The following is a 23,442-nucleotide window of genomic DNA, read 5'->3' on the forward strand; positions in this document are numbered from 1 at the left end:
CTCATTTCAACTGTCAATAAAAATTCATTCACCTACTCTTTTTCTCTTGCCCTCTGTGTATCTCTTATATTCTTTTGAATCGTTATGGCTGCAAATATACTAAGAACAAAAGCCATCCCATAAAATCCTTTTTCGCTTAAAATAATACTTCCTGCATTGTATAAACCGATGGCCATTAATGAAATGGAGACAATAAGGGCAAACCAACTAATACCATAATAAATATTTGTTACGGGTATCCCCTCATCCTTATCTCTAACTGCTTTTTGTAAAGAGATCGCTGAATAAAGGCCGAACACTAATATGGCAAAGTAATAGCCTTTTTCGTTCAGTTCCATATTTGCGTTATACAAACCGATAAGATAAGATGTAACCCCTATTAATAGCGCTGCCCAAGAAGCCCCTTTGAAGGCCGATGTCGGTTCTCCATCTTTCCTAATTTCTTTTACTTTAGGATCAGTTCGTTTTCCTTTATCTAATAAAACCTCATTATCATTGGACATTCAATGTTTCACCCCTTCTTTAAAACAAAAAAAACACTGTAGTGCTCTTACCTACAACTATTATATAGAATTTTCTTACAAATAACAGATGTATTTATAATTAATTTCCCTCTCAAAAGAAAAACTCCATTTTGGCCATTGTGTCCAAAACGGAGTTTTTCTTAGTGCTCGTATATAAGGATTAAAGTTGTTTTAAAACCAACTTAATCTGCCAAGTTCACATAGTATTTCAATTATCATTAGTGTTAAAAGCCATTTGATAGTCGAACAATGATTCTATAAAAAGGAAACGAATTGGTTCGAATTATACACTTTTCCATATAATACGCTTTACTCCTATTATTATAAGTGATACAATGATTCCCCCAACTACAATCATACCAATCGAGATAAACACCCCACCGAGTCCAAGTTCTGCATCGTGGTAAGTGATAATTGGCGATGCACCATATCCATCTGGCCAAATTACAAACCTGGCGATTTCTAAGTATCCGAGGTGAAAGCCAATTGTCGCCCAGAGACTTTTTGTCCAAATACGGATCAATTGTAAACATATTCCAAAGCATAGAATTAATATGATATAAGGCATATTAATGAAGTTTCCGGGGGTAAGCCCAACGAGTGCTTGAATCTGGGAAACTGCTAATGGGACAGATAAGAATAATAATGTTTGAAACAATACTGCTAACCAAGCGGCAAACTTGTGACGTAAGACATCAAATAGCATACCCCGCATTGCTAATTCCTCTGGCAAAGCTTCATAAAAAAAAGCAATGACAATATTTATGAGTAGTGCAGCAAACCACTGATCAGGGGCATGCCATTTTTCAATAACAATCCATCCAAGGTAAGCAGCTATAATGAAACCCAATGAAGCCAGTGCCATTGCCAATAGAACACCAGTAATAAAGTGATATAGTTTTTTCCATGAATATACTGGTATTTTAGGTTTATCACCAGTCATGCGATAGACATGTTTATATAAATACAAAATAACGGGAACAACCAACCCACTCATCACAAGACCCTGAACTAATAACTGAGAATTTCTTGATAAACTGAATAATTGTGCAGCCATTCCACCAGAAAGAGAGCCTAAGAACAGCCCTCCGGTTAATGTTGACCATCCTGCGAGCACCAAAAGCACCCATTTCATATCTTATTTCCTCCTATAAGCCTATTAATTGATTTACATTTTTTGCTTTCATCGTGTCGATGAACTTTTGTCATCATTCTTACTCATTTACAAAAGTAAACCATGCATAACTCCTTTCATGTTCTTTAACAATATTTTATTTATGCACGAGGATGTAATCTATCACTTCAGAATGACACTTTGTCAACTTGAGGTTGCACTAGTGTTGCATAATGTATTTTTTAAGAAAAAATCCGATTTACTACACGGTTCTCTTTGAAAATACTTACTCTTTTGCAAAACAGGGATTCTACGTATCTAATGCGTACTTTGAAGGAGAATTAAGGAATAAAAAAATTAAACATCCTTGTTGGGGTAGTGGCAGGTTAATGTCCCTTAACATAAAAGAAAGAGCGTAATTCTTCCTGCAGAATTGCGCTCTTTTATGGAGTAACTATGATCTATGGGAAAAGCCCTATTCATTAAAATAGTTAACTTAAAAAACGTCCCTTTTAGTTACGGCATCTATTTAAGGTGTTTTGTAAAATTGCAGGTCCTAACTTATTGGTTTTTGAGTTAGAAAGGCGTATTTGCACGTGTGTATTCTCGGGAAGTTCTGAGGATATCTCGTCAAATTTGCCTACCCAAGAAGTTCCGCCAAACCAGCTTGGAGGGGCTTCCTTTACTAGATACATCTTAAATCGCCAACTGATGATACCAGATATTTGGGCGAAGCCTTCATATTGGTCATAATCTCCAAATGTAGATGGGAACGGAAGCCAATCAGCATAGATTCCCACGCTCTTCCGTATTCTTAGAGGACTGGTTTGTGAATCGGTATAAGGCTTTTTTACTTGAGCAATTAAAGCAGTGCCGAGAGCATTAGGAATATCCCTTACCGGTTGAAGAACCACACTGCAGGGATAGGACACTTGTGGGAGAGTTTGTGCCTGAGATGCTCCCGAATAAAATAAAATTAGAACGAGACATACCATTAAACACTTTAATATTTTATACAACTTAACCACCCCATAATATGAGGATAGTTTATCCAATCCCATCTCCGAAAATTCGTCCTATATTTTCCTTGAGGATAACTGCCCGATTGCTTTATGAAAATTATTTCAATCTCCCCACTAACTTAATCAAAAAAGAACGCTTAGCGATATAAATTTATCTAATTTTCTCTTTTTTGTTATCAAATATTGGTTCCAATACGGCCAGTAATAATGCGATTATAAACTTCGTTTCCAAGATAAGGGTGACACTTTCCATAAACGCATCCACTGTAAAAAGAACGAGCCAGTTTGACGCAAATCCAAAAAGTAATTGAATAAAAAATGCATTTACATTTCCCTTTACTTTTTCAACGGTCAGTTTAGCAAAAGCATCAAAAATCAAGTCAACCAATAATCCCAAAATATAGAAACTGGCAACAAATATAGCCAATGACCAATTAGACTGATAATGAACACCTAGTAATTTAAAAATGCCTGCAAATCCAAAAAGGTAAATTCCAAATATAAATCCGATTACTAGAACCATTAAGAGCGTAATTCCAATAACTGTTGCTATTTTATCTTTCATATTCATATTTTTAAATGAATCATCACTTTGTTCTGCCATTTAGTTTCAATAATTCTTCTATTTCAACTCTCAGTTTTTCCGGTTCTGTCTGTGGAGCAAAACGCTTTACCACGTTCCCTTTTCGGTCTACTAAAAATTTTGTAAAATTCCATTTGACTGCCTGTGAACCTAATGCACCTTTAGCCTCCTTTTTTATGTATTGATAAAGTGGGTCTGCATTCACACCATTAACGTCTACTTTTGCAAACATTGGAAAGCTCACATTGTAATTCAAATCGCAAAACTGCTGAATTTCCTTGTTCGTTCCTGGTTCCTGTTGACCAAATTGATTACAAGGAAATCCTAAAATCTCCAATCCTAAATCACGGTACTTATCATACAACGCTTGTAACCCTTTATACTGTGGTGTAAAGCCACACTTGCTCGCCGTATTGACGATAAGGACAACTTTTCCTTCGTAACGAGACAACGGCTCTGTCTGTCCGTCGATTTTCTTAACTATAAAGTCATACACGCTCATTTATGTCTCACCTCATAATAAAATTTCTTCAATCGAAGTCAATTATCCTTCTTCATTCTGCCAGTTAATCCTGTGACAGTAGCATCTAAAAGGTCTTCTCCCCAAGACATAGCTAATACTAGGTTACCAAACTGGGAGACATTATTTACTTGCATGTACATTTCTATGACATTTTCCATTTCAAAGATCACTGATTTTATTTTCTGTTTTGTTCCTTTTTTATTAAATTGATATTCCCTTCATGAAAGGCTCTCATTCCTCTTAAATAGGAATAGCCTTCTATTAAATAAAAACTATCACCTTCAGATTCAATCGCACTTCTTACATCTTTAATATATCGTAAGGACTCCTCTTTTCGTTTGTTCATTTCTTCTCTATTTCCTGTTACATGCCCGTGACCCGGAACAAGAAAACGTATGTCATGTTTAGTTAAAATCCCATCCGTTTTTTTCAATGTTTCCTCATACTTTTCACTACTGAAATAAATATATGGGAATTCAATATCTGACAAATAATCACCAGCAATCCAAATTCCTAATGGTTCTATGATTGTAAAAATACCATCATCTGTGTGCCCATCCGCTTTATAAAAGGTAAGGGTGGTTTTACCAATATTGAATACTTGCCCATCCTCTCTAACGACTATATCCACTTTAGGGTAGAGAATGGGATAATGGCGATCTATATAATATTTATCATCAAACCCTCTTATTTGTTCCAGTATACTTTCTTTATCTTTCACCTCTTTTAAACCTTTACTTGCAATGATGATGGCATCTGGAAAAGCACCATATCCTAGTATATGATCCCAATCTGAGTGAGTAAAAAGAAGATAGATTTGCTTATTCTGTTTAATGTTATTCATATGCTGTCTTATTTCCTCTACCTCGTTTGGAAGCCATGTTGGATCAACCACAATTATACAATCGTCTGTTTGTATGACGACAGATGTCGTTTTGAATAATTGACTTTCAAAAATTGTAAAATCTTTATTTTTAAATTGGATCAATTATTTCCTCTCCTTTTTTACGTTTCATAAACAACTTCTGTCTTCATAGCAAAAATCCTCCTTTATACAAACCTGCCCATTATCAACTTAAATAACATGAATAGGCGATCATATTCAAGTGATGAATAATAAAGACCTGTATTTTATCGGCTTAAATGGCCCGTTAATAAAAAAGACGTGTTTCTAAATAAACGTGCCCTTTTCTGGAACAAGTTTATTCTCCTGAGTAAAAAATATATTCACCTCAGTTGTCACAATATATTATAGAGGTGATTGAATATGAGACCAAAATTATCCGCAATTTCTGTAATTGCTGTACTTCTTATGAGTATTTTAGTGCCTTACACATCCTATGCAACTATGCAAAAAGGCAACAATGGTAGTATGAATTTCGATATTGACCTAACAGGTTATCGACTCTATGGATTTGGTGATTTTAATCAGCTGGGTTATAAAATAACACCACTTGCCCAATTATATTTTACAATTATTCAGTTGGAGGAAGAATGGATTAATGAACCACGACTATATATCAAGGGTAACAAAGGTTATGTTCACCTTTGGAAAGAAGATGGAACTAATGTACTTTATACTGTTGAAAAACAAACAAGTGGCCCATTAAAAGATATGTGGAAAATTGTTGATGTTAAGAGAAAGAAAATTAACCGAATACCCGTTCCAAAACAATTACTTAAAGAAGCATTGATTGAACGCTTAGTCGACCCAATAAGTAAAGCTATTGAAACATATTATAAACCTAAACTGTGGGATCGGGGATTCGAGAAAATCCTTAAAATAGAGAGAGATGAGACAAATTTCAACTTAAATGTAACTGTTCAAGTTCAAACTTTTGAGGGGGCACATAATCCACCTTATGGTGAAGAAACAATTACTTTTCAAATTCAAGGTAGCCAAATTAAGGTTGTTGATTATAAACATAGAGGCATTCCAAAAGAAGAATGGACTAAGATAGGATTAAGAAATAATTCTTATAAAAAAGCAAGGCAGCAATAAAAAAATTTCGAAACTCAAGACCTATCACTTTGCCTGCCAGCAAAATGTAAATTTACAACGTTATGGAAATCAATATTAACAAAGCCCAATTTTCATTCTGAGAAATTGGGCAATCTTCAAAAGACTTTAATAATGTTCTTCCACTATTGCCCCTGTTCATACAATAAGAAAGGTCTTCTCGTAATTAAGAAATGATCCCTGATATATAAACTCTAATTTAAATTTAATTCTATTTCACCTATTCCATTTTGATAACGAATGTTTGCTATTGCTCCATTCACTAAGGTTATTTGTGGTGGTAAATGGCTAATATCCACGTCATAAACAAAAGGAATGTTTGCTTCAGAAAAAATATCCTTTAAAACATCTAATAATTCATAGTCTTTGGAGGCTGTATACCCACTAAGTCTTCCGATAAGAACGCCATTCGTATTTTTAAACCAACCATTTATTTTCATTTGCCATAAAGCACGGTAAATTTCAGCAGCACTCATATCAACGCTTTCGAAATACCATACGGTTCCTACATCAATTGTATAATTCTCTATATAACTTTCAACGTTATCAAAAGGCGTTCCGTGAAGTAATTGCAAAGTATTAAGAATCCCTCCAATTAACCTACCTGAAAAAGAAGTTTGCTCTACGGTACTTTTCCATTCTGTTTTTGTATCTAAATAAAATCCTGTAGCTGGATTTTGAAATACTTTTTCCCATGATGATTGAAATTTTTCAGATGAATTTTGTTTAATTAAATCCCCTTTGTTAGCAGTTAATACATCATGCCAATCGCTACTTGTTTCATCTAGCTGCGGGGCAGACATTTCATTAAAATTAATACCATGAGCTGATGCGTTACCAGTGGTAGTTGTATAAACAAAATTAAAAGTACTTATGTCTGAGTATCCTAAAATCCACTTTGGAGGTAGTTTTTTTAGTTTCTCCCAATCAATTAATGGAAGAACTTCTATAGCAAACTGACCTCCCCAAGGTGGGATAATAGCTTTTATCATTGGATCAGTGTAAAAATCCATGAACTCTGCTGCTTCCCTAGCCTCCTCAATAAACAAAGAATTATCTCTTGTATTCGCCGTTTTTCTTAATATTCCTATACAACTTGTTAAAGCTAATAGATTTGATGAGTATGATAAGAAAACAAATAAGCAGTTTTAACTTTAGACTTAGATTCACCCCAATCATATTCAATCCGTGTTGGGCAAGAAAAATTGCTTCTCGACCAGCTCCACAACCAACATCCAACCCAACTGTCTCCTTTGGAAAGCTTATAGTGGCAATAAAAGCTGCCATCCTCAAAGATATCCACTTCTGTCCGTGTCAAAATCATTCTCAAATAAATAATATAAATACTAATTGAGTGGACTAATTTCAATTAATTCAAAATTCATTTTTTAAAAATTTAGTAAAAGTCTATTACTTAAAGGAGATAATCATGAAGAAATCAACGAAGTTAAAGCATTTGCTGAATTCCCCACAAAAACCGGAGTTTCTAATGGAAGCCCATAATGGTCTTTCCGCAAAAGTGGTCGAGGAAGCAGGTTTTAAAGGTATATGGGCAAGTGGACTATCCATATCTGCTTCATTGGGAGTGAGAGATAATAACGAAGCTTCTTGGACACAAGTATTAGATGTTCTTGAATTTATGAGTGATGCTACAACAATACCAATTCTATTAGATGGTGATACGGGATATGGAAACTTTAATAATGCAAGAAGGTTAGTTAAAAAATTAGAACAATTGGATATAGCTGGTGTTTGTATTGAAGATAAAACCTTTCCGAAATCGAATTCTTTTATAAGAGGCGAAGCACAGCCACTTGCTTCCATTGAAGAATTTTGCGGGAAAATTAAAGCGATGAAAGATACACAGATGGATGAAGATTTTATTGTTGTAGCTAGAGTTGAAGCTTTTATCGCAGGTTGGGGATTAGAAGAAGCACTGAAACGCGCTGAGGCCTATAGGCAGGCAGGTGCTGATGCAATCCTTATACACAGTAAAAAATCTCATTTTAATGAAATTGAAGAATTTATGAAAGCATGGAATAATCAACATCCAGTTATAATTGTTCCCACCAAATATTATTCAACACCAACTGAAAAATTCAAGAATTTAGGAGTCAACGCAGTCATCTGGGCCAATCATAACTTAAGAGCATCACTTACTGCTATGCAAAAAATATCAAAACAAATATTAAAAGATGAAAGTCTCATAGAGGTTGAGGATTCTATAGCAAGTGTTGAAGAAATTTTTAGAATTCAAAATGACGAAGAACTTCAAAGTGCTGAGAAGAAATATTTACCCAAAACCAATTTGGAAACGGAGTAAATGTATGTTGAATACGAATCGTTTTGGAAATGAGCTTAAAAAACTAGGTTTTGACTTTTACAGTGGAGTACCATGTTCATTTTTAAAGAATCTGATCAACTATGCCATTAATGAATGTGAATATATGGCAGCTGTAAACGAGGGGGATGCTATTGCCATTGCATCGGGAGCTTATTTAGGCGGTAAAAAGCCAGTTGTTTTAATGCAGAACTCCGGCCTTACTAATGCTGTTTCCCCACTGACTTCATTAAATTATCCCTTTCAAATACCTATACTTGGTTTTGTAAGTTTAAGAGGAGATCCTAGTTTAAACGATGAGCCACAGCATGAAATAATGGGGAAAATTACAACGAAAATGCTAGATCTCATGCAAATAAAATGGCAATTCCTATCCCCTGATTTACACGAGGCCATGATACAACTTAAATCAGCTAACAATTGGATTGAAAACAACAAATCATTCTTCTTTGTAGTAAAGAAAGGAACCTTTGAAACAGAAAAACTTAAGTCAATTGAACATTCTATTCATAACAACAAGAAAAAACTCGATAAATCCCTTATGGATGAACTTCCAAGTAGGTTTCAAACTTTAAAAGTGATTAATGGATTGAAAGATGAAAAAACTGTTCAACTCGCAACTACTGGCAAAACAGGCAGAGAGTTATATGAAATTGAAGATTCCCCTAATAATTTGTATATGGTAGGTTCTATGGGGTGTGTCAGTTCTCTAGGTGTTGGATTAGCATTTTCACGAAAAGATTTAGATGTAGTTGTCATTGATGGAGATGGATCTCTCCTAATGCGAATGGGGAGTTTAGCTACAAATGGATATTATAGACCAAAAAATATGTTACACATTTTATTAGATAATGAAACTCATGATTCAACCGGAGGGCAAAGTACCGTTTCTCACAACGTTAATTTTGTAACTATTGCTGCTTCATGCGGTTACGAAAAATCATTTTATCTTCACAGCCTAAAGGAACTCGAAGAACAGATTCAATTATGGAAAAAGACAAATGGACTCACTTTTCTTTATCTAAAAATTTCTAAAGGGTCTGAACCAAACTTAGGCCGTCCCAAAATTTCACCAAGTGAGGTTAAAATTCGCTTACGCAAATTTATTAAATAAAAAGGGTGAGCTCTATGAAAAAAGTTAAGAGGCATATATTATTAAATCCCGGTCCTGCCACTACAACAGATTCAGTTAAATACGCACAGGTAGTACCCGATATTTGCCCCCGTGAAAATGATTTTTTTCACATCATGCATTTTGTTTCCACTGAACTAACTAGCTTAGTGGCTGATAAAGAGCAATATGCTACCGTTTTGTTTGGAGGATCAGGGACTGCTTCTGTAGAAGCAATCTTAAGTTCTGTTATGACTGACGGGGCTATCGTAATAATTAATAATGGTGCGTACGGTCAACGATTGTGTGAAATTGCTCATGCGTATCAATTGGATTGGTATGAGTTTAAATGTCCACTAAATCACCCCATTCAATTAGATGCATTGAAATCGTTTATTCAAGAACTTCCTAAAACAGTTTCCTATCTTGCAGTCGTTCATAATGAAACAACAACGGGAATATTAAACGACATTGAGGCGATCGGAACTTTTTGCAAGGAAAAGAATATTGAAATGATGGTAGATGCCATGAGCTCTTTTGCAGCCATCCCTATTGATATGAACAAAATGAATATAGCTTACTTAGCTGCAAGTTCCAATAAAAATCTTCAAGGGATGGCAGGAATCTCGTTTGTTATAGCCCCAAAAAGTAAATTAGAGAAAAAAACAACAACTAAGCCCACTAACTATTATTTAAATCTTTTTTCACAATATAAATATTTCATAGAAACAGGACAAATGCGGTTTACCCCACCTGTTCAGACAATATATGCATTAAAACAAGCAATTATAGAATTAAAAGAAGAAGGTGTGAAAGAAAGATATGAACGATATTCACAGTTATGGGAAACATTAATCAAAGGACTCACTAAACTCGGCTTTAAATACATTATCCCTATAGAGAATCATTCGAAAATAATTACTGCCATTTTAGAGCCTACATGTAAGACATATGATTTCACTGACATGCATGATTATTTTTATAAAAACAATATCACAATTTACCCAGGTAAGCTTAAAAATATGAATTCTTTTAGAGTAGCTAATATTGGTGATCTTACTAAAAATGATATAGAACTTTTTCTAACTATAATGGAAAAATATCTGCAATACATTGGAATAGATACTAAGAAAGAAAATCTGACAGGTATACTTTACGAAAGTAAATAAGAGTAATTAATAGATACCAATACAGTTGAATTAAAAATGAGGTGTATTTTTTGAGAGATGCAGTAGGAAAATGGGAACAATCTTTACTGTTGCAACAAGACCCAGTAATAAGAAATAGTATTCCAGAAACGAAAATGTATACTATTAATAATTTAATAGAATTACTTAATCGTTATAGTCATGTTTATGTAAAACACACTAGTACAGGCCAAGGAAGGGCGATATTTAAAATCCTTAAAAGAAAAGACGGATTATATTGTTATAATGGCTTTACTATTCAAGGTAAGCATATAAACAAATGTGTTTCATCAATCAATGAGTTTCATCAGATTCTACATCCATTTTTAAAATTTGGCAGAGAAAGTGGGCTTTATGTGATCCAAGAAGGAATCGAAAGTGTGACACAAAGTGGGCTGCCTTTTATGATTCGAGTTCATATTCAACTTCTAGAAGATAATTGGTTGGTAGGTGGAATGTATGGAAACATTGGATTAGCAAAAGCTGAATCTAATGGAATTGTTAATTCTCATCAAGGTGCCAAAGTAATATCGATAAACGAATTATTGACGCTGCATTTAAAATTGGACCAAGGAAAACAATATGAAACTATAGAGACTCTAAATAGATTGGCTATTTCAGTAGCTAAAGTATTTTCCTCACAATTTCCACGCAGAGAATATGGTATGGATTTTGGATTAAATAAAAATGGAACCCCCATATTATTTGAAGTAAATACAACCCCAAGTATACGCAGTTTTGCTGAAATTGAAAACAAAGCTGTATGGGAGAACATTGTCAGGATTCGAAAACAGCAGAATAAAGGCTTCGAGAATTAAATATAGATCAAAAAGAGCTGAATATCAGCTCTTTTTAAACAATGAATTTATTGTGGAATTTTCACTTTAAAGGAGTCAAACTCAATCGGCTGTATAGAGTTCCCTTTATATTCTAACTCTATTTCCTTGCCATTTTCGTCAATTTCCACTCCTCCCCCGCCCGATGGGATGACTACATAAGGAGTAATTGTCAATTCCGTAATATTAGAATCAAAAGGATCAAATTGCTTACTACTCTTGTACTCTATTCTATCCTTAACTCTTTCACCTCTTGCTCCACCCGAGCGACCTGTAAGTTCATTTCCATCTTGATCTACTACTAAGAAATCGATATTTCCTCCGCGACTTAGCTCAAAATCTGTTTCCTCTTCAGAACTCTCATAGGCTATACTTACACCTGTTTCACTATAAGACATTTCTGTTACAGTAAGGTTCAAACCATCAACCGTCTGTGAATGTTGAACAGGAATTTTCTGAATGTTAATTTTCTCAACTGGCGTTGAGAAATACCATGTTTCTCCCTTTTCCCCATGCAACATTAATCCAAGCTCGAACTTCTCGGGCATATCTTCAGTCACATTTATTTCTTGAATGGCAGTCCGGGTTGTTGCCGAAAGAATATTTTCACCGTAACTCCCAGTGGATCCAGCAGGATAATCCCCATTCATCGTAAAATCCATCCCAGCTCCAAAATAAAATTCTTCAAGGTCCTTTTCAGATTCAATGAAAAGTCCGATAGTAATATTATTTTGATCATATAGAATTTCATCAAGTGTAACGGAAATTCCATTGATCGTCTGGGTCTCCCCAATTTCATTCGTTAGCCCATTTTTTTTGGCTTGTTGTAAACTGATTAGATCAGAATTCCCGAAAACAGAACCGATGATCGGTATTTGGGACAAACTACTTGCCAAAGCTGGAGAATAGTAGGAGGAACCGACCAATATGCCAAAAACAGCTGCTACACTGCACATAGCATAGAGTATTTTTCTTTTCCCTTTGTTCACTCTTACACGAGGTGTATCTAATTGCTCTTTAGCTTGCACGATTCCCGAACGAATAGCTGAACGAACTTGATCTTGTGGAAACTCCTCGAAAGGCTCATATGACTTTTTCATTTAATTGATAACTCCTTTCTAACTCACTTTTCAATTTTTTTCTCGCTCTACGTAAATTCGTTTTCACTGTACTAACCGGCATCTCCATCACGTCGGAAATATCCTTAATAGACAGGTCATGATAGTAAAATAAGATAATGGATTCTTGATAGGACGAATTTAGCCTCGATAATGCCTCACTTAAATGAAAAGAATCTATCTCTTCTTCCTGCTTACGATCTAACTTCTTCAACAATTCGCTTTCCTCATAAAGGATCATTTGGTCTCGTTCTTTTAATAGCCTATAACATTCACGTATTAAAATTCTAAACAGCCAAGTTGAAAAATACTCCGGATTCCGCAATTGCCCGATCGCAAGGAATGCATTGTACGCCGTTTCCTGAATCGCATCTAAAGCATCTTCCTTTTTACCAACGTAAGAAAGCGCCTTGTAATATAGCATTTTTTCTTCTTTAAAAAGCAATTCTTCAAAAGCTTCAGCATCTCCATTAATCGCCCTTTTCACAATATGAAGATCATGTTTCATCGTGTTATCACTCCCTCCTCTCACTAATTAGAGTGATTTAGGTGAACAACAAGTTTCAATTTTTTCATTTTTCCTAGTTTATTTTTGATAATCGTTTTGATTTTCTTAAAAAGCCTCACTTATTTCTCCAAAAGAAAAGCACGCCCGAAGGAATGCTTTTTGATCGATTCTTTCATTTAATTGCTTTTGAATGTTGCAAATGAATTCCTATATGTCCTATGCCTAAGATTAATGTGGAAATGAGCATCCAAATCACCTTTCCATAAATACCTAAAAGCAAAAATGCAAGAATAGGTAAAGTAGCTCCGGGAACGGGTATACCGAAAAAACTACCGTAAAAGTTTTCTAATGTTTTTTCATGTGTAAAATATTTAAACCACCAACATTCGTACATCAACATTAATGCAAATGACGCGATTAGCCATACAGTCCAATATGAAAATGGAGATATGTTAAAATCTAAAAAAATCAATGCACAGATCGTAACTAGCACTTGTCCTATACACTCAAATAATAAGAGAATTTTATTTTCATTACCGACAATTTTATCGTAATCTGTCGGTAGATTCTTTAACCACATCATATTTGGTACAAACAGCATGAACAAATAAATAAATCCTATATATGAAAATCCTAAATGACCTGTCATAAAACATCTCCTTCCGCGTATTCATTTCGACAAAATGCAGAAAGTTCCTTGTTATTTTCCGGACAATTAAAATAAAAAAGCACTCCCGAAGGAATGCTTAATAATCAGTATGTGGTACAAACTATTCTATTTTTAATGGTAGGTCGTATTCTAACTATAATGACTACAAAGAAGCGTATGACAATTATTACAATAAATATTATTTCTTATCTTTTAATTTTAGTAAGTAGTGGTTCCGTTAATCCTTCCACTCCAACTAATCCTAATACGGTTAAAAATAATTTCTGTACACCTAGATACGCATCTGTTGGGTCATAATATTCATTTAAGGTATGATATCCACCCGAGTCTCCTCCGCCACAAAGGGTGACTGCTGGAATTCCAAGATAAATGGGAATATTGGAATCCGTACTGACTGCATCTGTTAGGGCTGGGGTAATTCCGATTGCTAACGATGCTGCGGCTGATGCTTGTACAATGGTTGAATCAGGGCTTTGCGAACCAGCTGGACGATCTCCGACTATTGCTACATCTACAGTAATCTCATCTAATTTGTTCCAGCGTTGATTCTCTTCCTCGGCAGCGAATTTAATAATACTTAGTAATTTCTCTTCTAAATTTACTAACTCTTTTTGAGCGTTTGAGCGTAGATCCACAAGCATTTCACATTTTTCAGCGATTGTATTTATGGAAGTTCCCCCACTAATAATACCCACATTAAAGGTTGTTTTTGGATTAGAAGGGGTCTGAATATTGGCAAGCTCACTAATTGCTCTCCCCATTGCATTAATAGGGCTTGGTGTTCCAAAGTTTCCAAAACTATGACCACCTGGTCCTTGATACGTTACTTTATATCTTTTACTGCCGGTTCCAAGATATGTAATTCGACCAGTTTCCCCTGGTTCAACAGATATAAAACCATCAATATCATCCCTATTTGCGAATAAAGCTTTCACTCCTCGTAAATCCCCGAGCCCCTCCTCGCCAACAGTAGCTCCGATAATCAAATCACCGATGGTTTGTATATGAGCTTGATTCAAAGCTCTAGTAAGGGAAAGAACTGCCGCCAATCCTCTTCCATCATCTGCGATGCCGGGCGCATAGATTTTACCGTTCTTCCTTTTTGCCAACGTATCTGTTCCTGCAGGAAAAACAGTATCTAAATGAGCACAAACAACTAATTTGGGACCATTTCCACTACCTGGTCGAATCCCAAATACATTCCCAACTTCATCTATCGTAATATCGCGAATGCCAAGAGCCGCTAACTTTTCTTTATAATACAGCCCTCTTTTTTCCTCAAAAAAGGTCGGTGCCTCAATAGCTGTAAGTTCCATCTGCTCTTCTGCCGTATCGTCATTATCATCTTTCAAAAAGGAGAGGCCATCCTCTACTTGGGGAGTAGCCCGCAGTGTTTGATATACTAATTCAATTGATTCAGAAACGATTGGCTTTTCCCCGGTTTGTTCTTCAAACATTATCTCATCCTCCAAATAATCGATTATTTCTTTCCCATGGTTATCCTTGAAGTAGCATGATTGTACTATCATTCAATGCCAGATAATGTCTTAGGGATAAAACGTACACCTTTAAATAAACCTCTAACTTTCCCTACATCGTCCATAATAAACTTGATTCTTTCACCCCACGGGGTCATAAAGCTATCAATTGAATAGGGCATCAATGGTAAAAGATTGTCTTGCCCCTTCATCTGAATACCATTATCAGCTAGTACAATCTCCGCTTTGTGTCCCTCATCTGATTGGTAGACACCAATGAAACCCTTTAATTGTTCTACAGAAAGTTTGTATATGGTAAACTTCCTATCTGTTACATCAGGGAGTTGAAGGCCGTGGTTTAATGAGGTCATAGCTAGTTTCTCTGGAGCAGCCTCTGCAATATTAATAAGAACGGAAACCGTGATGCCTTGTTCTTTGGCAACTTTCATATGAGAAGAAACGCCCTTGACGCTTCCACCATGCCCAAAAATATTCATGCCGGAAAGACAATCCACTTTCAGACCATACCCATAGCGCTCACCCGTCGGCATTGTCACTTGGGCCGAAGTCATCTTTTGGATACTCGCTTTAGAAACAATTCTTTCTCCCTTCACGGTTCCATCAAGACGGAAAACTTCTAAATACTTCATTAGATCTGAACTAGATGTTTTCATAGACCCGTTTGAATAAATATCCCCTACATCCCACCATGCAGGTGAGTGGAAAACAGAAGGCTTATTATCTTGCTCTCTTCTATATGCATAAAGCTCCGTCACGTTCTGAAGTTTCTTTAGGTCAGAGGTTAAGAAAAAGGAACGATTCATCCCTAAAGGTTGGAAGATATTTTTCTGTACATATGGAATGAAGCCCTCTCCACTTGCTCTTTCGATTATTTCTTGGAGTAGGGCATAACTTTCATTTGAGTAGTTAAACATGGAACCAGGAGGGCCAAGTAGTGAATACTCTGTTTCACTCATAACCTCCATTAGTTCTTTAACGTTTTTAATTCGTTTTTCATTTGCTAATAGAGACAAGCTATCAAATAGGTACTCTCCGTGTGGATCATTCAAGACACTATTTGCTCTTGCACAGTTTACGGTATTCAACCCTGGCAAACCGCTAGTATGTAAGAGCAAATGATGAATTTTTATTTTTTCCCCATACTGTTGGTTAGGCATTTTGAGTTCAGGTAGCCACAAGATTAATTGATCATCCACTGAGAGCTTTCCAGCATCCTCTAGTTGCATAACAGCTAGAGCCGTTAATGATTTTGTGATAGAAGCAACTCCGAAAACAGTGTCCTCATTAACCGGTAGCTTATTTTCAATATCGCGGTAACCAAAATATTTTTCAAAAATTGGCTGACCATTTTGCGACATGATCAAAGCCATTCCAGGAAGATTTGCCTTCATACAAGTATCATTAAGGACCTCATCAAGTGTAGATACTATCTGTTTGGGTAACATTGGATCTGTATCTCCTTTTAATTAATTGTATAAATGACACGCAACAAAATGTTGTGGCGATACTTCCTTTTTGACTGGCACCACGTGTTTGCATTCATCCTTTGCGTATGGACAGCGTGTATGGAAAACACACCCCGAAGGTAAATTAAGAGGAGAAGGAATCTCACCCTTTAAAATAATACGTTCTTTCTTAAACTCTGAATTTGTACGGGGGATAGCTGATAACAAAGCCTCCGTATAAGGATGAAGTGGCTTTGCATATAAGCTTTCCGTCTTTGCTACCTCTACCATATTCCCTAAATACATGACACCTACACGATCGGAAATATGGCGGACAACACTAAGGTCATGCGAAATGAACAGGTATGCCAGGTTCAATTCAGCCTGCAATTCTTGTAATAAATTGATAATTTGCGACTGAATGGAGACATCAAGAGCCGAGACAGGCTCGTCACAAATCACTATTTTCGGATTGACAATTAATGCTCGAGCCAACCCAATACGCTGCTTTTGTCCACCCGAAAACTCATGAGGATAACGATAATAATGATCTACCTGCAAACCCACTTTGTGCAAAATATCCATTACCATTTCGGTACGTTCCTTTTTATTGCCAATTCCATGAATGATTAAAGGTTCTTCTAAGATGGAACCGATTCTTTTTTTCGGATTTAATGAGGAATAGGGATCTTGGAAAACCATTTGTAATTCTTGGCGCATATTATTAAATGACATCGGTGACAGTTTGAAAACATCATTGTCTTTATAGATGGCTTTTCCTTCCGTTGGTTCCGTAAGTCGTAAAATGGTTCTACCTAATGTACTTTTCCCACACCCTGATTCTCCTACCAAACCAAACGTTTCACCTTCAAACAGTTCAAACGAAACATTATTAACAGCTTTCACATTTCCTTTTGTCCCACCTAAAAATCCTAGGGAGCTTTTTACTGGAAAGTACTTCTTTAATCCTTGGATTTGAAGAATAGGCTTCTTTTCGCTTTCAGTTTGAATGGACATATTCTTCCTCCTCTAGTTCAGCAATTTTCTCATAGTGCCAGCAGCGAACCTTTTGGTCACCTTTATATTGCTTAAGGTCAGGAGCTTGGCTCCGGCATAATTCATCCGCATACTGGCAGCGTGGTGCGAAACGACAGCCTTTAGGGATATTATTTAAAGAGGGGACGATTCCCTCGATTGTGAATAACTTCTGGGAACGCTCCCCCTCAAGTTGAGGAATAGACTTGATTAATCCTTTCGTGTATGGGTGAAGTGGATTTGAGAACAAACTATTTGTATCGGCCTCTTCCACAATTTGTCCAAGATACATCACGACCACTCTTGTACAAATTTCCGATACAACACCGAGGTCATGAGTGATAAAAATAATCCCCATCCCCATTTCTTTATTCATTTGCAAAATTAAATCTAAAATTTGCGCTTGTATCGTCACATCTAAAGCCGTTGTCGGCTCATCCGCAATCAATAGTTTCGGCTGACAAATGAGAGCGATCGCAATTAAAATCCGTTGTCTCATCCCACCAGATAGCTGGTGAGGATATTCGTGTATTCTCTTCTCTGGAGATGGGATTCCAGTCATTTTTAACATTTCAATCGCTTTTTGATAGGCTTCCTTTTTGGAAACCTTTTGGTGTAAAAGAATGGTTTCGACAATCTGATCGCCTATCGTATAAACCGGATCAAGTGAACTCATGGGATCTTGGAATATCATCGAAATATCATTTCCACGAATTTTTTGCATTGCATTTTCCGTTAACGTTAATAAGTTTTTGCCGTTAAAATTGATTTCACCTTCATATTGAACCGCTTCTTTTTCATCGTATAATTTAAGAATCGTTTGAGCAGTAGCACTTTTACCGCATCCCGACTCACCGACTACACCTAATATCTCGTTTTCGTTAACATTAAAGGAAATTCCATCGATTGCCGTGACACGTCCTCGTTCCGTATAGAAATGGGTCTTTAATTCTTTTAACTCTAAAATAGGTTTGTCCATGTTATTCCTCCTCTCAATCATTTCTTCTTTTTCCCGCCTTTAATATGTGGATCTAATAAATCACGTAATCCATCCCCTAAAAGGTTTAATCCTAGGACTGATAAAACAATCATCAATCCTGAGAAAATAACCATCCAAGGTGTATTAAAAATAACCATTTTCCCGTCGTATAAAATGGTTCCCCAACTTGGATCAGGTGTTGGTACTCCAGCTCCTAAAAAGCTTAATGATGCTTCATTTATGATGGCATCGGCAAAGATAAAAGTAGCTTGTACAATCATTGGAGATAGAATATTTGGTGTAATATGCCGCCAGATAATCCGAAATGTACTTGCCCCCTGTGCCTTCATTGCCTCAATATACGTTTCCTCTTTTATGATTAAGGCAGCTGAACGCACCACTCGAGCAATATAGGGTGTGAATACAATCGTGAGAGCCAATATGACATTTCCCGTTTTAGGTCCTAATGCTGCCATTAAAGCAATCGCTAATAAAATACTTGGGAAGGCCATTAAGCCATCCATTATTCTCATTAAAACACCATCTAAATAACGAAAATAACTTGAACATAACCCAATAATCAATCCAATAATGGAGGAGATGATGGAGACTGATAACCCAATTCCCATCGATACTTTCGCTCCATAAACAATTCGCGTAAACAAATCACGACCATATTCATCAGTTCCTAAAAAATGCTCTGCATTTGGTCCTTGAAGCTTGTTAACTGTTTCCATTTCATATGGGGTATACGGTGTAAGCAATGGTCCAATAATCGTTAACAAGAGAAGGAAAACGATAATAAGACTTCCTAAAACCATTAGCTTATTGGATAGGAATTTTCGGATGAATAGATTACGCTGTTCCTTTTTCAAGGTGTGTTTTATTTGTGCTCTTTCTATATTTAATTGACCAATTTCCATCTTCATCCCCCTTATTTCTGTTCTAAGCGAACCCTTGGATCAATGAACCCATATAGTAAATCGACCAAAAAGTTAATGAAAACAAATGTAATCGTTGCAAACAGGACGGTTCCTTGAATAATAGGTAAATCTCGGCGCTCTACTGAATTAATAATTAATTGCCCAATTCCTGGAATGTTAAAAATGGTTTCTATTACGACAGCCCCAGTAATAAGCCCCCCTAAACTTTGTCCAATAACCGTCAATATAGGTAATAGAGCATTTCTTAACGCATGTTTAAATAACACTTGTCTTTCCTTCGAACCTTTTGCTCGTGACGCTTTTATAAAATCCTTTTTTAAAACATCTAACATTGAGGATCTCGTCATCCGAGCTAACAGTGCGGCTTGCATCGACCCTAAAGCAAATGCTGGCATAATCAAAAATTTCAAATAATTCCATAGACCATTATTAAGAGATTGATAGCCTGCTACTGGTAGCCATTGCAATTTGACGGCAAAAATCAACATTAAAAATAACCCTAACAAAAAACTAGGAATAGATATCCCCAAAAGCGAAATGCCCATAAATGATTGATCGATGAAGGAGCCCCGATGCTTTGCTGCTAAAACCCCGATTGGAATGGCAATTAAGATACAAATAATTTGAGCGATGGCAGCAAGAGCCAGTGTAGGACCCAAGTGGTTAAAAATCGCTTCCATGACAGGTTGTTTCAAAAAATAAGATATTCCTAAATCGCCTTGAATAGCTGCGATTATCCAATTTACGTATTGTTTATAGATAGGGACATTCAACCCTAATTCTTCTCTTAATTTTTCAACTTGTTCCGATGATGCTTCTGGACCAAGCATCACGGATGCCGGATCCCCTGGAGTTAAATGAATAATTAAAAAAACAATCGTGGAAACAATAAACAAAATAGGAATAAGTGAAAATAATCGCTTTACTAAATAACTTTTCAATAAAAACCCTCCCTATTTAACAAGCTGATGCCCTACATTTACCTTTAAAAAGGAATCAGAAGGGCATCAGTTTAGAACTAAATATCCAAAAATAATTGGGATCCTTTATTTTCTAACGTATGATTATTTAGATACCTTTGTATTCCATAATATTGCACCATTTAGATCGGAGAATCCTTCTACTTTATTTGTTGTCGCGTCAATATAATTGAATTCGCCAATTTGTGTAATTGGTAAATAATCCTCCCATGCTAAACGTTGCGCTTCATCCCAATAAGCTTTTGCTTCTTCTTGAGTGATCGCACGTTCGCTCTTTACTAATAACTCAGTAATTTGCGGATCTGCTCCATAGCCTGGTCGATCATCACCCAAAGTAGAAAGTTGAGAAGGTGATGTAACCAATGTGATACCAAACGTTAACATGTCGTAACTTGATGGGTCTTTCATCAGACCAGAATAGGTAGCCCAATCAACCGTTTGCAGTTTGATATTCATGCCGATTTTTTCTAATTGTTCCTTGATAACGACAGCGCCTTTATATTGATAGGCATCATCACGAGTCGTTAAAAATCTAATCTCTTCGCCGTTATATCCAGCTTCTTCTAATAATTTTTTCGCTTTTTCTGGATTTGCTTGATTATACATTTCCTTGCCCGCATCACTAAACCATTCCTTTTGGGATTCACTCATATAACCAGAAGTTGCTTTATATAAATCCTCATTGCCAAAGGCAACTTCTAAAATTTCCTGTGCATTGATTGCGGCATTAACGGCATGTCTCATCTTTTTATCTGCAAATACTCCTTGTTTCTTGTTATAGACAAGGATCGTGTCTCCAATTGGGAAAACATATACTTTTTCATTTTTACTATTTTTTAATTGTTCATAGTTGTTCGTGTCCATTGCCAGACCAACATCATATTGTCCTGTTTGCAAGCCTGATAGTCGTGTTGATGGGTCTGTAACAATATCGAAGTATAAGTCATCAACTAATGCTTCTTTTTTACCAGCTAATCCATCAGCAGGAGTGTCTACAGACTTGTAATCTTCATACTTCTTTAAGTGAATATATTGGTCTTGTTTCCATTCAACATATTGAAATGGTCCCGTTCCAATGAACTCTGTTACACCGTCTGGTTTTGCAGCATCAATAACTTCCTTTGGCATGATGGCTGGGAATTGTTTATGTGTAGCCATTACCCCTAATGTTCCCAGTGCCGGTTGTTCTAACACCAATTCAACTGTGTAGTCATCTACCTCTTTAAATACAGCATTATCGCCCATAACTTTTCTCGCTGCATCATAAAGTTGTATCCAGCGATTCATAGAAGCTACTACGTCTTCTGCTTTCATTTCCTTGCCATTTTGAAACGTTACGCCTTTTCTTAGGTTGAACGTATACAATTTTCCGTCTTCGCTCATTTCTACAGACTCAGCTAACATGGGTACTGGCTTGTATTCCGAATTCAATGTCACAAGTGTCTCGAAAACATGTCTCATGACAACCTTGGTCGGCGATCCAGTAATCATCTGTGGATCAAGTGTTGTTGGCTGTGCCTCCAAAGCAACCCTTAATTCATTTTTATATTCTTTCGTTTCAGATGTTTCTGCACCGTTTTTACTACATCCTGCAAGTGAAAAAGCTAAGATTAACGTTAAAAGCAATATGCCCATTTTATTTTTCATTTCGTTGTCTCCCTTTCTTTAATCGCCAATTATGATTCTACCAATCCCATTTTCAATTTTGATTTCAGTTCCAAGTGGTTTAGACAATTCTTGTAACTTTGTTAATATGCTGGTATCACTCGTAAGAGTCGGCCACCCTCTTTTGTATCGTGGGAGCCCAAATCCTAATTCAATTGGATACAGTTCAATTTCGAGTAAGGTTCCATCCGACATTTTCCACACAGGGACGAAGGATGACCAAATATTAGGATTAACTGCAAATCCCCTCGTCTCATTGCTGCTTCGAACATCTAAGGCGTCCGCAATACTATGGGTATTGTTTAAACCATATTTTTCATAAAAATCAGCAGGCAAGTGGCTAACCGAATCGTTTTGGAAGATAAAGTTTCCTAAGCTATAAAAAATCGGTCGTTTTTTATAAATTTCGATTCCCCGAACAATATGGGGACCATGACCAATGACGGAATGAGCGCCTTCATCAATACATCTTCGCGAAAATTCGCTTAAGAATTCTGCTTGTTGACTTAGATCCTGTCCCTTCATCTCATGGGCATGAATGCTTACCAATACATAATCTGCTTGACGACTAGCTTCCCGAATTGATCGACTAATACGCTCTAAGTCAATTTGAGAAGGGGTCGTTTTTTCTCCCTCATGAACTCCCTCTTTAAAATAATGACCACCAAAATAAAATAAGTCGTCATCATTCTCTACGATAAATCCATCTTTAACGGACAAATCATACTCCGCATTAATGTTTACTGCTTCAGCAATCGACTTAAGTTGCGCCATTTTTTCGGCAGTGATGGTGTAAATTGTATCGTGACGCAAAGGATTTATGCCCGGTCTCCCTGCCATACCTGGTCGTTCATTGCCAGCAATCCAAGATTCATGGAAACTAGAGGTTACTGATATCAACGCTACTCTTCCAGAAGCTGTTTCCAAATATCTTGGTTCACTTGCTTTTGCCAGATTTTCCCCTGCTCCTGCATGAATAAATCCATATTGATTTAAATATTTCTCCGTTGCACGGAGCCCCCCAAACGAGTAGTCCAACGTATGATTGTTCGCCCATGCTGCTAGATTAAACCCATAATCCTTTAAATCTTCTAGAACTGTTGGTGCTGCCAGAGCCCAAGTTCCTCCACTTACAGCACCCGGCTCTCCCTCAAAGTTATGGGTTGTCACCTCTAAATTCATAAATCGCACGTCTGTACTTTTTAAAAGAGAAGCTAATTCTTGAAATGACTTATCTTTTGAAGGTAACCTTCTTGTAATAAAACTATCTCCTGTTGCAGAAAATACGATTTGTTTACTCAAAAAAACCACCCTTGTGTAAATGATTATTTACTCATT

At 36.3% G+C, this 23,442-nt stretch carries 23 protein-coding genes; 5 read left to right on the forward strand and 18 right to left on the reverse strand.

The features are described from left to right. Positions 1–32: 32 nt before the first annotated feature. The 6 genes from yiaA to KDN24_RS22755 form a co-directional block, all read right to left on the reverse strand. A complete protein-coding gene (gene yiaA, locus KDN24_RS22730) occupies positions 33–503 on the reverse strand; it encodes an inner membrane protein YiaA (RefSeq protein ID WP_409973970.1) in 471 nt (156 codons plus the stop codon). Positions 504–807: 304 nt separating this feature from the next. After that, complete coding sequence (locus KDN24_RS22735) at positions 808–1,659, reverse strand: CPBP family intramembrane glutamic endopeptidase (protein ID WP_409973969.1); 852 nt, start codon at positions 1,657–1,659, stop codon at positions 808–810. A gap of 491 nt (positions 1,660–2,150) precedes the next feature. Continuing rightward, positions 2,151–2,657 carry a YoqH family protein gene (locus KDN24_RS22740; protein ID WP_491348177.1) on the reverse strand — a complete coding sequence of 169 codons (507 nt, stop codon included), beginning with the start codon at positions 2,655–2,657 and terminating at the stop codon, positions 2,151–2,153. A 154-nt stretch (positions 2,658–2,811) separates the two neighbouring features. Next, positions 2,812–3,264 (reverse strand): YrvL family regulatory protein, encoded by a 453-nt coding sequence (locus tag KDN24_RS22745; protein WP_409973967.1) that lies wholly within the window; start codon positions 3,262–3,264, stop codon positions 2,812–2,814. After that, the gene (locus KDN24_RS22750; protein WP_409973966.1) at positions 3,248–3,745 is read right to left on the reverse strand and encodes a glutathione peroxidase; all 498 of its coding nucleotides are present in this window, start codon (positions 3,743–3,745) and stop codon (positions 3,248–3,250) included. The genes KDN24_RS22745 and KDN24_RS22750 overlap by 17 nt, the downstream gene beginning before the upstream one ends. A gap of 196 nt (positions 3,746–3,941) precedes the next feature. Further along, positions 3,942–4,754 carry an MBL fold metallo-hydrolase gene (locus KDN24_RS22755; protein WP_409973965.1) on the reverse strand — a complete coding sequence of 271 codons (813 nt, stop codon included), beginning with the start codon at positions 4,752–4,754 and terminating at the stop codon, positions 3,942–3,944. A 279-nt stretch (positions 4,755–5,033) separates the two neighbouring features. Here KDN24_RS22755 and KDN24_RS22760 point away from each other — a divergent pair, with 279 nt between their 5' ends. After that, positions 5,034–5,768, forward strand: a complete 735-nt coding sequence (locus KDN24_RS22760; protein WP_409973964.1) for a DUF3888 domain-containing protein — start codon at positions 5,034–5,036, stop codon at positions 5,766–5,768. Positions 5,769–5,980: 212 nt separating this feature from the next. Here the strand turns inward: KDN24_RS22760 and KDN24_RS22765 are convergent, their stop codons facing one another. Further along, positions 5,981–6,835, reverse strand: coding sequence for a S66 family peptidase (locus KDN24_RS22765; protein ID WP_491348178.1), 855 nt, complete (start codon positions 6,833–6,835; stop codon positions 5,981–5,983). A gap of 380 nt (positions 6,836–7,215) precedes the next feature. On the opposite strand from KDN24_RS22765, the gene aepX reads away from it, so the two are divergent. Genes aepX through KDN24_RS22785 form a run of 4 tightly spaced genes read left to right on the forward strand, consistent with a single transcriptional unit; the run spans position 7,216 to position 11,243 of the window. Further along, positions 7,216–8,109, forward strand: a complete 894-nt coding sequence (gene aepX / locus KDN24_RS22770) for a phosphoenolpyruvate mutase (protein WP_409973963.1) — start codon at positions 7,216–7,218, stop codon at positions 8,107–8,109. Positions 8,110–8,113: 4 nt separating this feature from the next. Further along, positions 8,114–9,241 (forward strand): phosphonopyruvate decarboxylase, encoded by a 1,128-nt coding sequence (gene aepY, locus KDN24_RS22775; RefSeq protein ID WP_409973962.1) that lies wholly within the window; start codon positions 8,114–8,116, stop codon positions 9,239–9,241. A gap of 14 nt (positions 9,242–9,255) precedes the next feature. Continuing rightward, positions 9,256–10,407: a 2-aminoethylphosphonate aminotransferase gene (locus tag KDN24_RS22780; RefSeq protein WP_491348179.1), complete on the forward strand. Its 1,152-nt coding sequence runs from the start codon at positions 9,256–9,258 to the stop codon at positions 10,405–10,407. Between the two features lie 50 nt (positions 10,408–10,457). After that, on the forward strand, positions 10,458–11,243 hold the full coding sequence (locus KDN24_RS22785; RefSeq protein WP_409973960.1) for a YheC/YheD family protein: 786 nt from the start codon (positions 10,458–10,460) through the stop codon (positions 11,241–11,243). Positions 11,244–11,290: 47 nt separating this feature from the next. Here KDN24_RS22785 and KDN24_RS22790 read toward each other — a convergent pair whose 3' ends face one another. The 11 genes from KDN24_RS22790 to KDN24_RS22840 all read right to left on the reverse strand — a co-directional run bounded on the left by KDN24_RS22790 (position 11,291) and on the right by KDN24_RS22840 (position 23,406). Then, on the reverse strand, positions 11,291–12,361 hold the full coding sequence (locus tag KDN24_RS22790) for a DUF4179 domain-containing protein (protein ID WP_409973959.1): 1,071 nt from the start codon (positions 12,359–12,361) through the stop codon (positions 11,291–11,293). Beyond that, positions 12,345–12,887, reverse strand: coding sequence for a sigma-70 family RNA polymerase sigma factor (locus KDN24_RS22795; protein WP_409973958.1), 543 nt, complete (start codon positions 12,885–12,887; stop codon positions 12,345–12,347). The genes KDN24_RS22790 and KDN24_RS22795 overlap by 17 nt, the downstream gene beginning before the upstream one ends. 172 nt (positions 12,888–13,059) lie before the next feature. Further along, complete coding sequence (locus KDN24_RS22800) at positions 13,060–13,536, reverse strand: hypothetical protein (protein WP_409973957.1); 477 nt, start codon at positions 13,534–13,536, stop codon at positions 13,060–13,062. Positions 13,537–13,742: 206 nt separating this feature from the next. Continuing rightward, positions 13,743–15,014, reverse strand: a complete 1,272-nt coding sequence (locus KDN24_RS22805) for a M20/M25/M40 family metallo-hydrolase (RefSeq protein WP_409973956.1) — start codon at positions 15,012–15,014, stop codon at positions 13,743–13,745. A gap of 68 nt (positions 15,015–15,082) precedes the next feature. Beyond that, entirely contained in the window at positions 15,083–16,501 is a 1,419-nt protein-coding gene (locus KDN24_RS22810; protein ID WP_409973955.1) for a serine hydrolase domain-containing protein, read from the reverse strand. 21 nt (positions 16,502–16,522) lie between these two features. Next, the gene (locus KDN24_RS22815) at positions 16,523–17,518 is read right to left on the reverse strand and encodes an ABC transporter ATP-binding protein (protein ID WP_409973954.1); all 996 of its coding nucleotides are present in this window, start codon (positions 17,516–17,518) and stop codon (positions 16,523–16,525) included. Then, the gene (locus KDN24_RS22820; protein WP_409973953.1) at positions 17,502–18,515 is read right to left on the reverse strand and encodes an ABC transporter ATP-binding protein; all 1,014 of its coding nucleotides are present in this window, start codon (positions 18,513–18,515) and stop codon (positions 17,502–17,504) included. Before KDN24_RS22820 ends, KDN24_RS22815 begins: the two co-directional genes overlap by 17 nt. A gap of 17 nt (positions 18,516–18,532) precedes the next feature. Next, complete coding sequence (locus KDN24_RS22825) at positions 18,533–19,438, reverse strand: ABC transporter permease (protein ID WP_409973952.1); 906 nt, start codon at positions 19,436–19,438, stop codon at positions 18,533–18,535. Positions 19,439–19,449: 11 nt separating this feature from the next. Continuing rightward, positions 19,450–20,400, reverse strand: coding sequence for a nickel ABC transporter permease (nikB, locus tag KDN24_RS22830; protein WP_409973951.1), 951 nt, complete (start codon positions 20,398–20,400; stop codon positions 19,450–19,452). Positions 20,401–20,523: 123 nt separating this feature from the next. Beyond that, positions 20,524–22,086 carry an ABC transporter substrate-binding protein gene (locus KDN24_RS22835; RefSeq protein WP_409973950.1) on the reverse strand — a complete coding sequence of 521 codons (1,563 nt, stop codon included), beginning with the start codon at positions 22,084–22,086 and terminating at the stop codon, positions 20,524–20,526. 18 nt (positions 22,087–22,104) lie between these two features. After that, a complete protein-coding gene (locus KDN24_RS22840; RefSeq protein ID WP_491348180.1) occupies positions 22,105–23,406 on the reverse strand; it encodes a CapA family protein in 1,302 nt (433 codons plus the stop codon). Positions 23,407–23,442: the final 36 nt, after the last annotated feature.

The organism is Cytobacillus sp. Bva_UNVM-123 (genome assembly GCF_046351715.2).
GTDB lineage: Bacteria > Bacillota > Bacilli > Bacillales > Cytobacillaceae > Cytobacillus.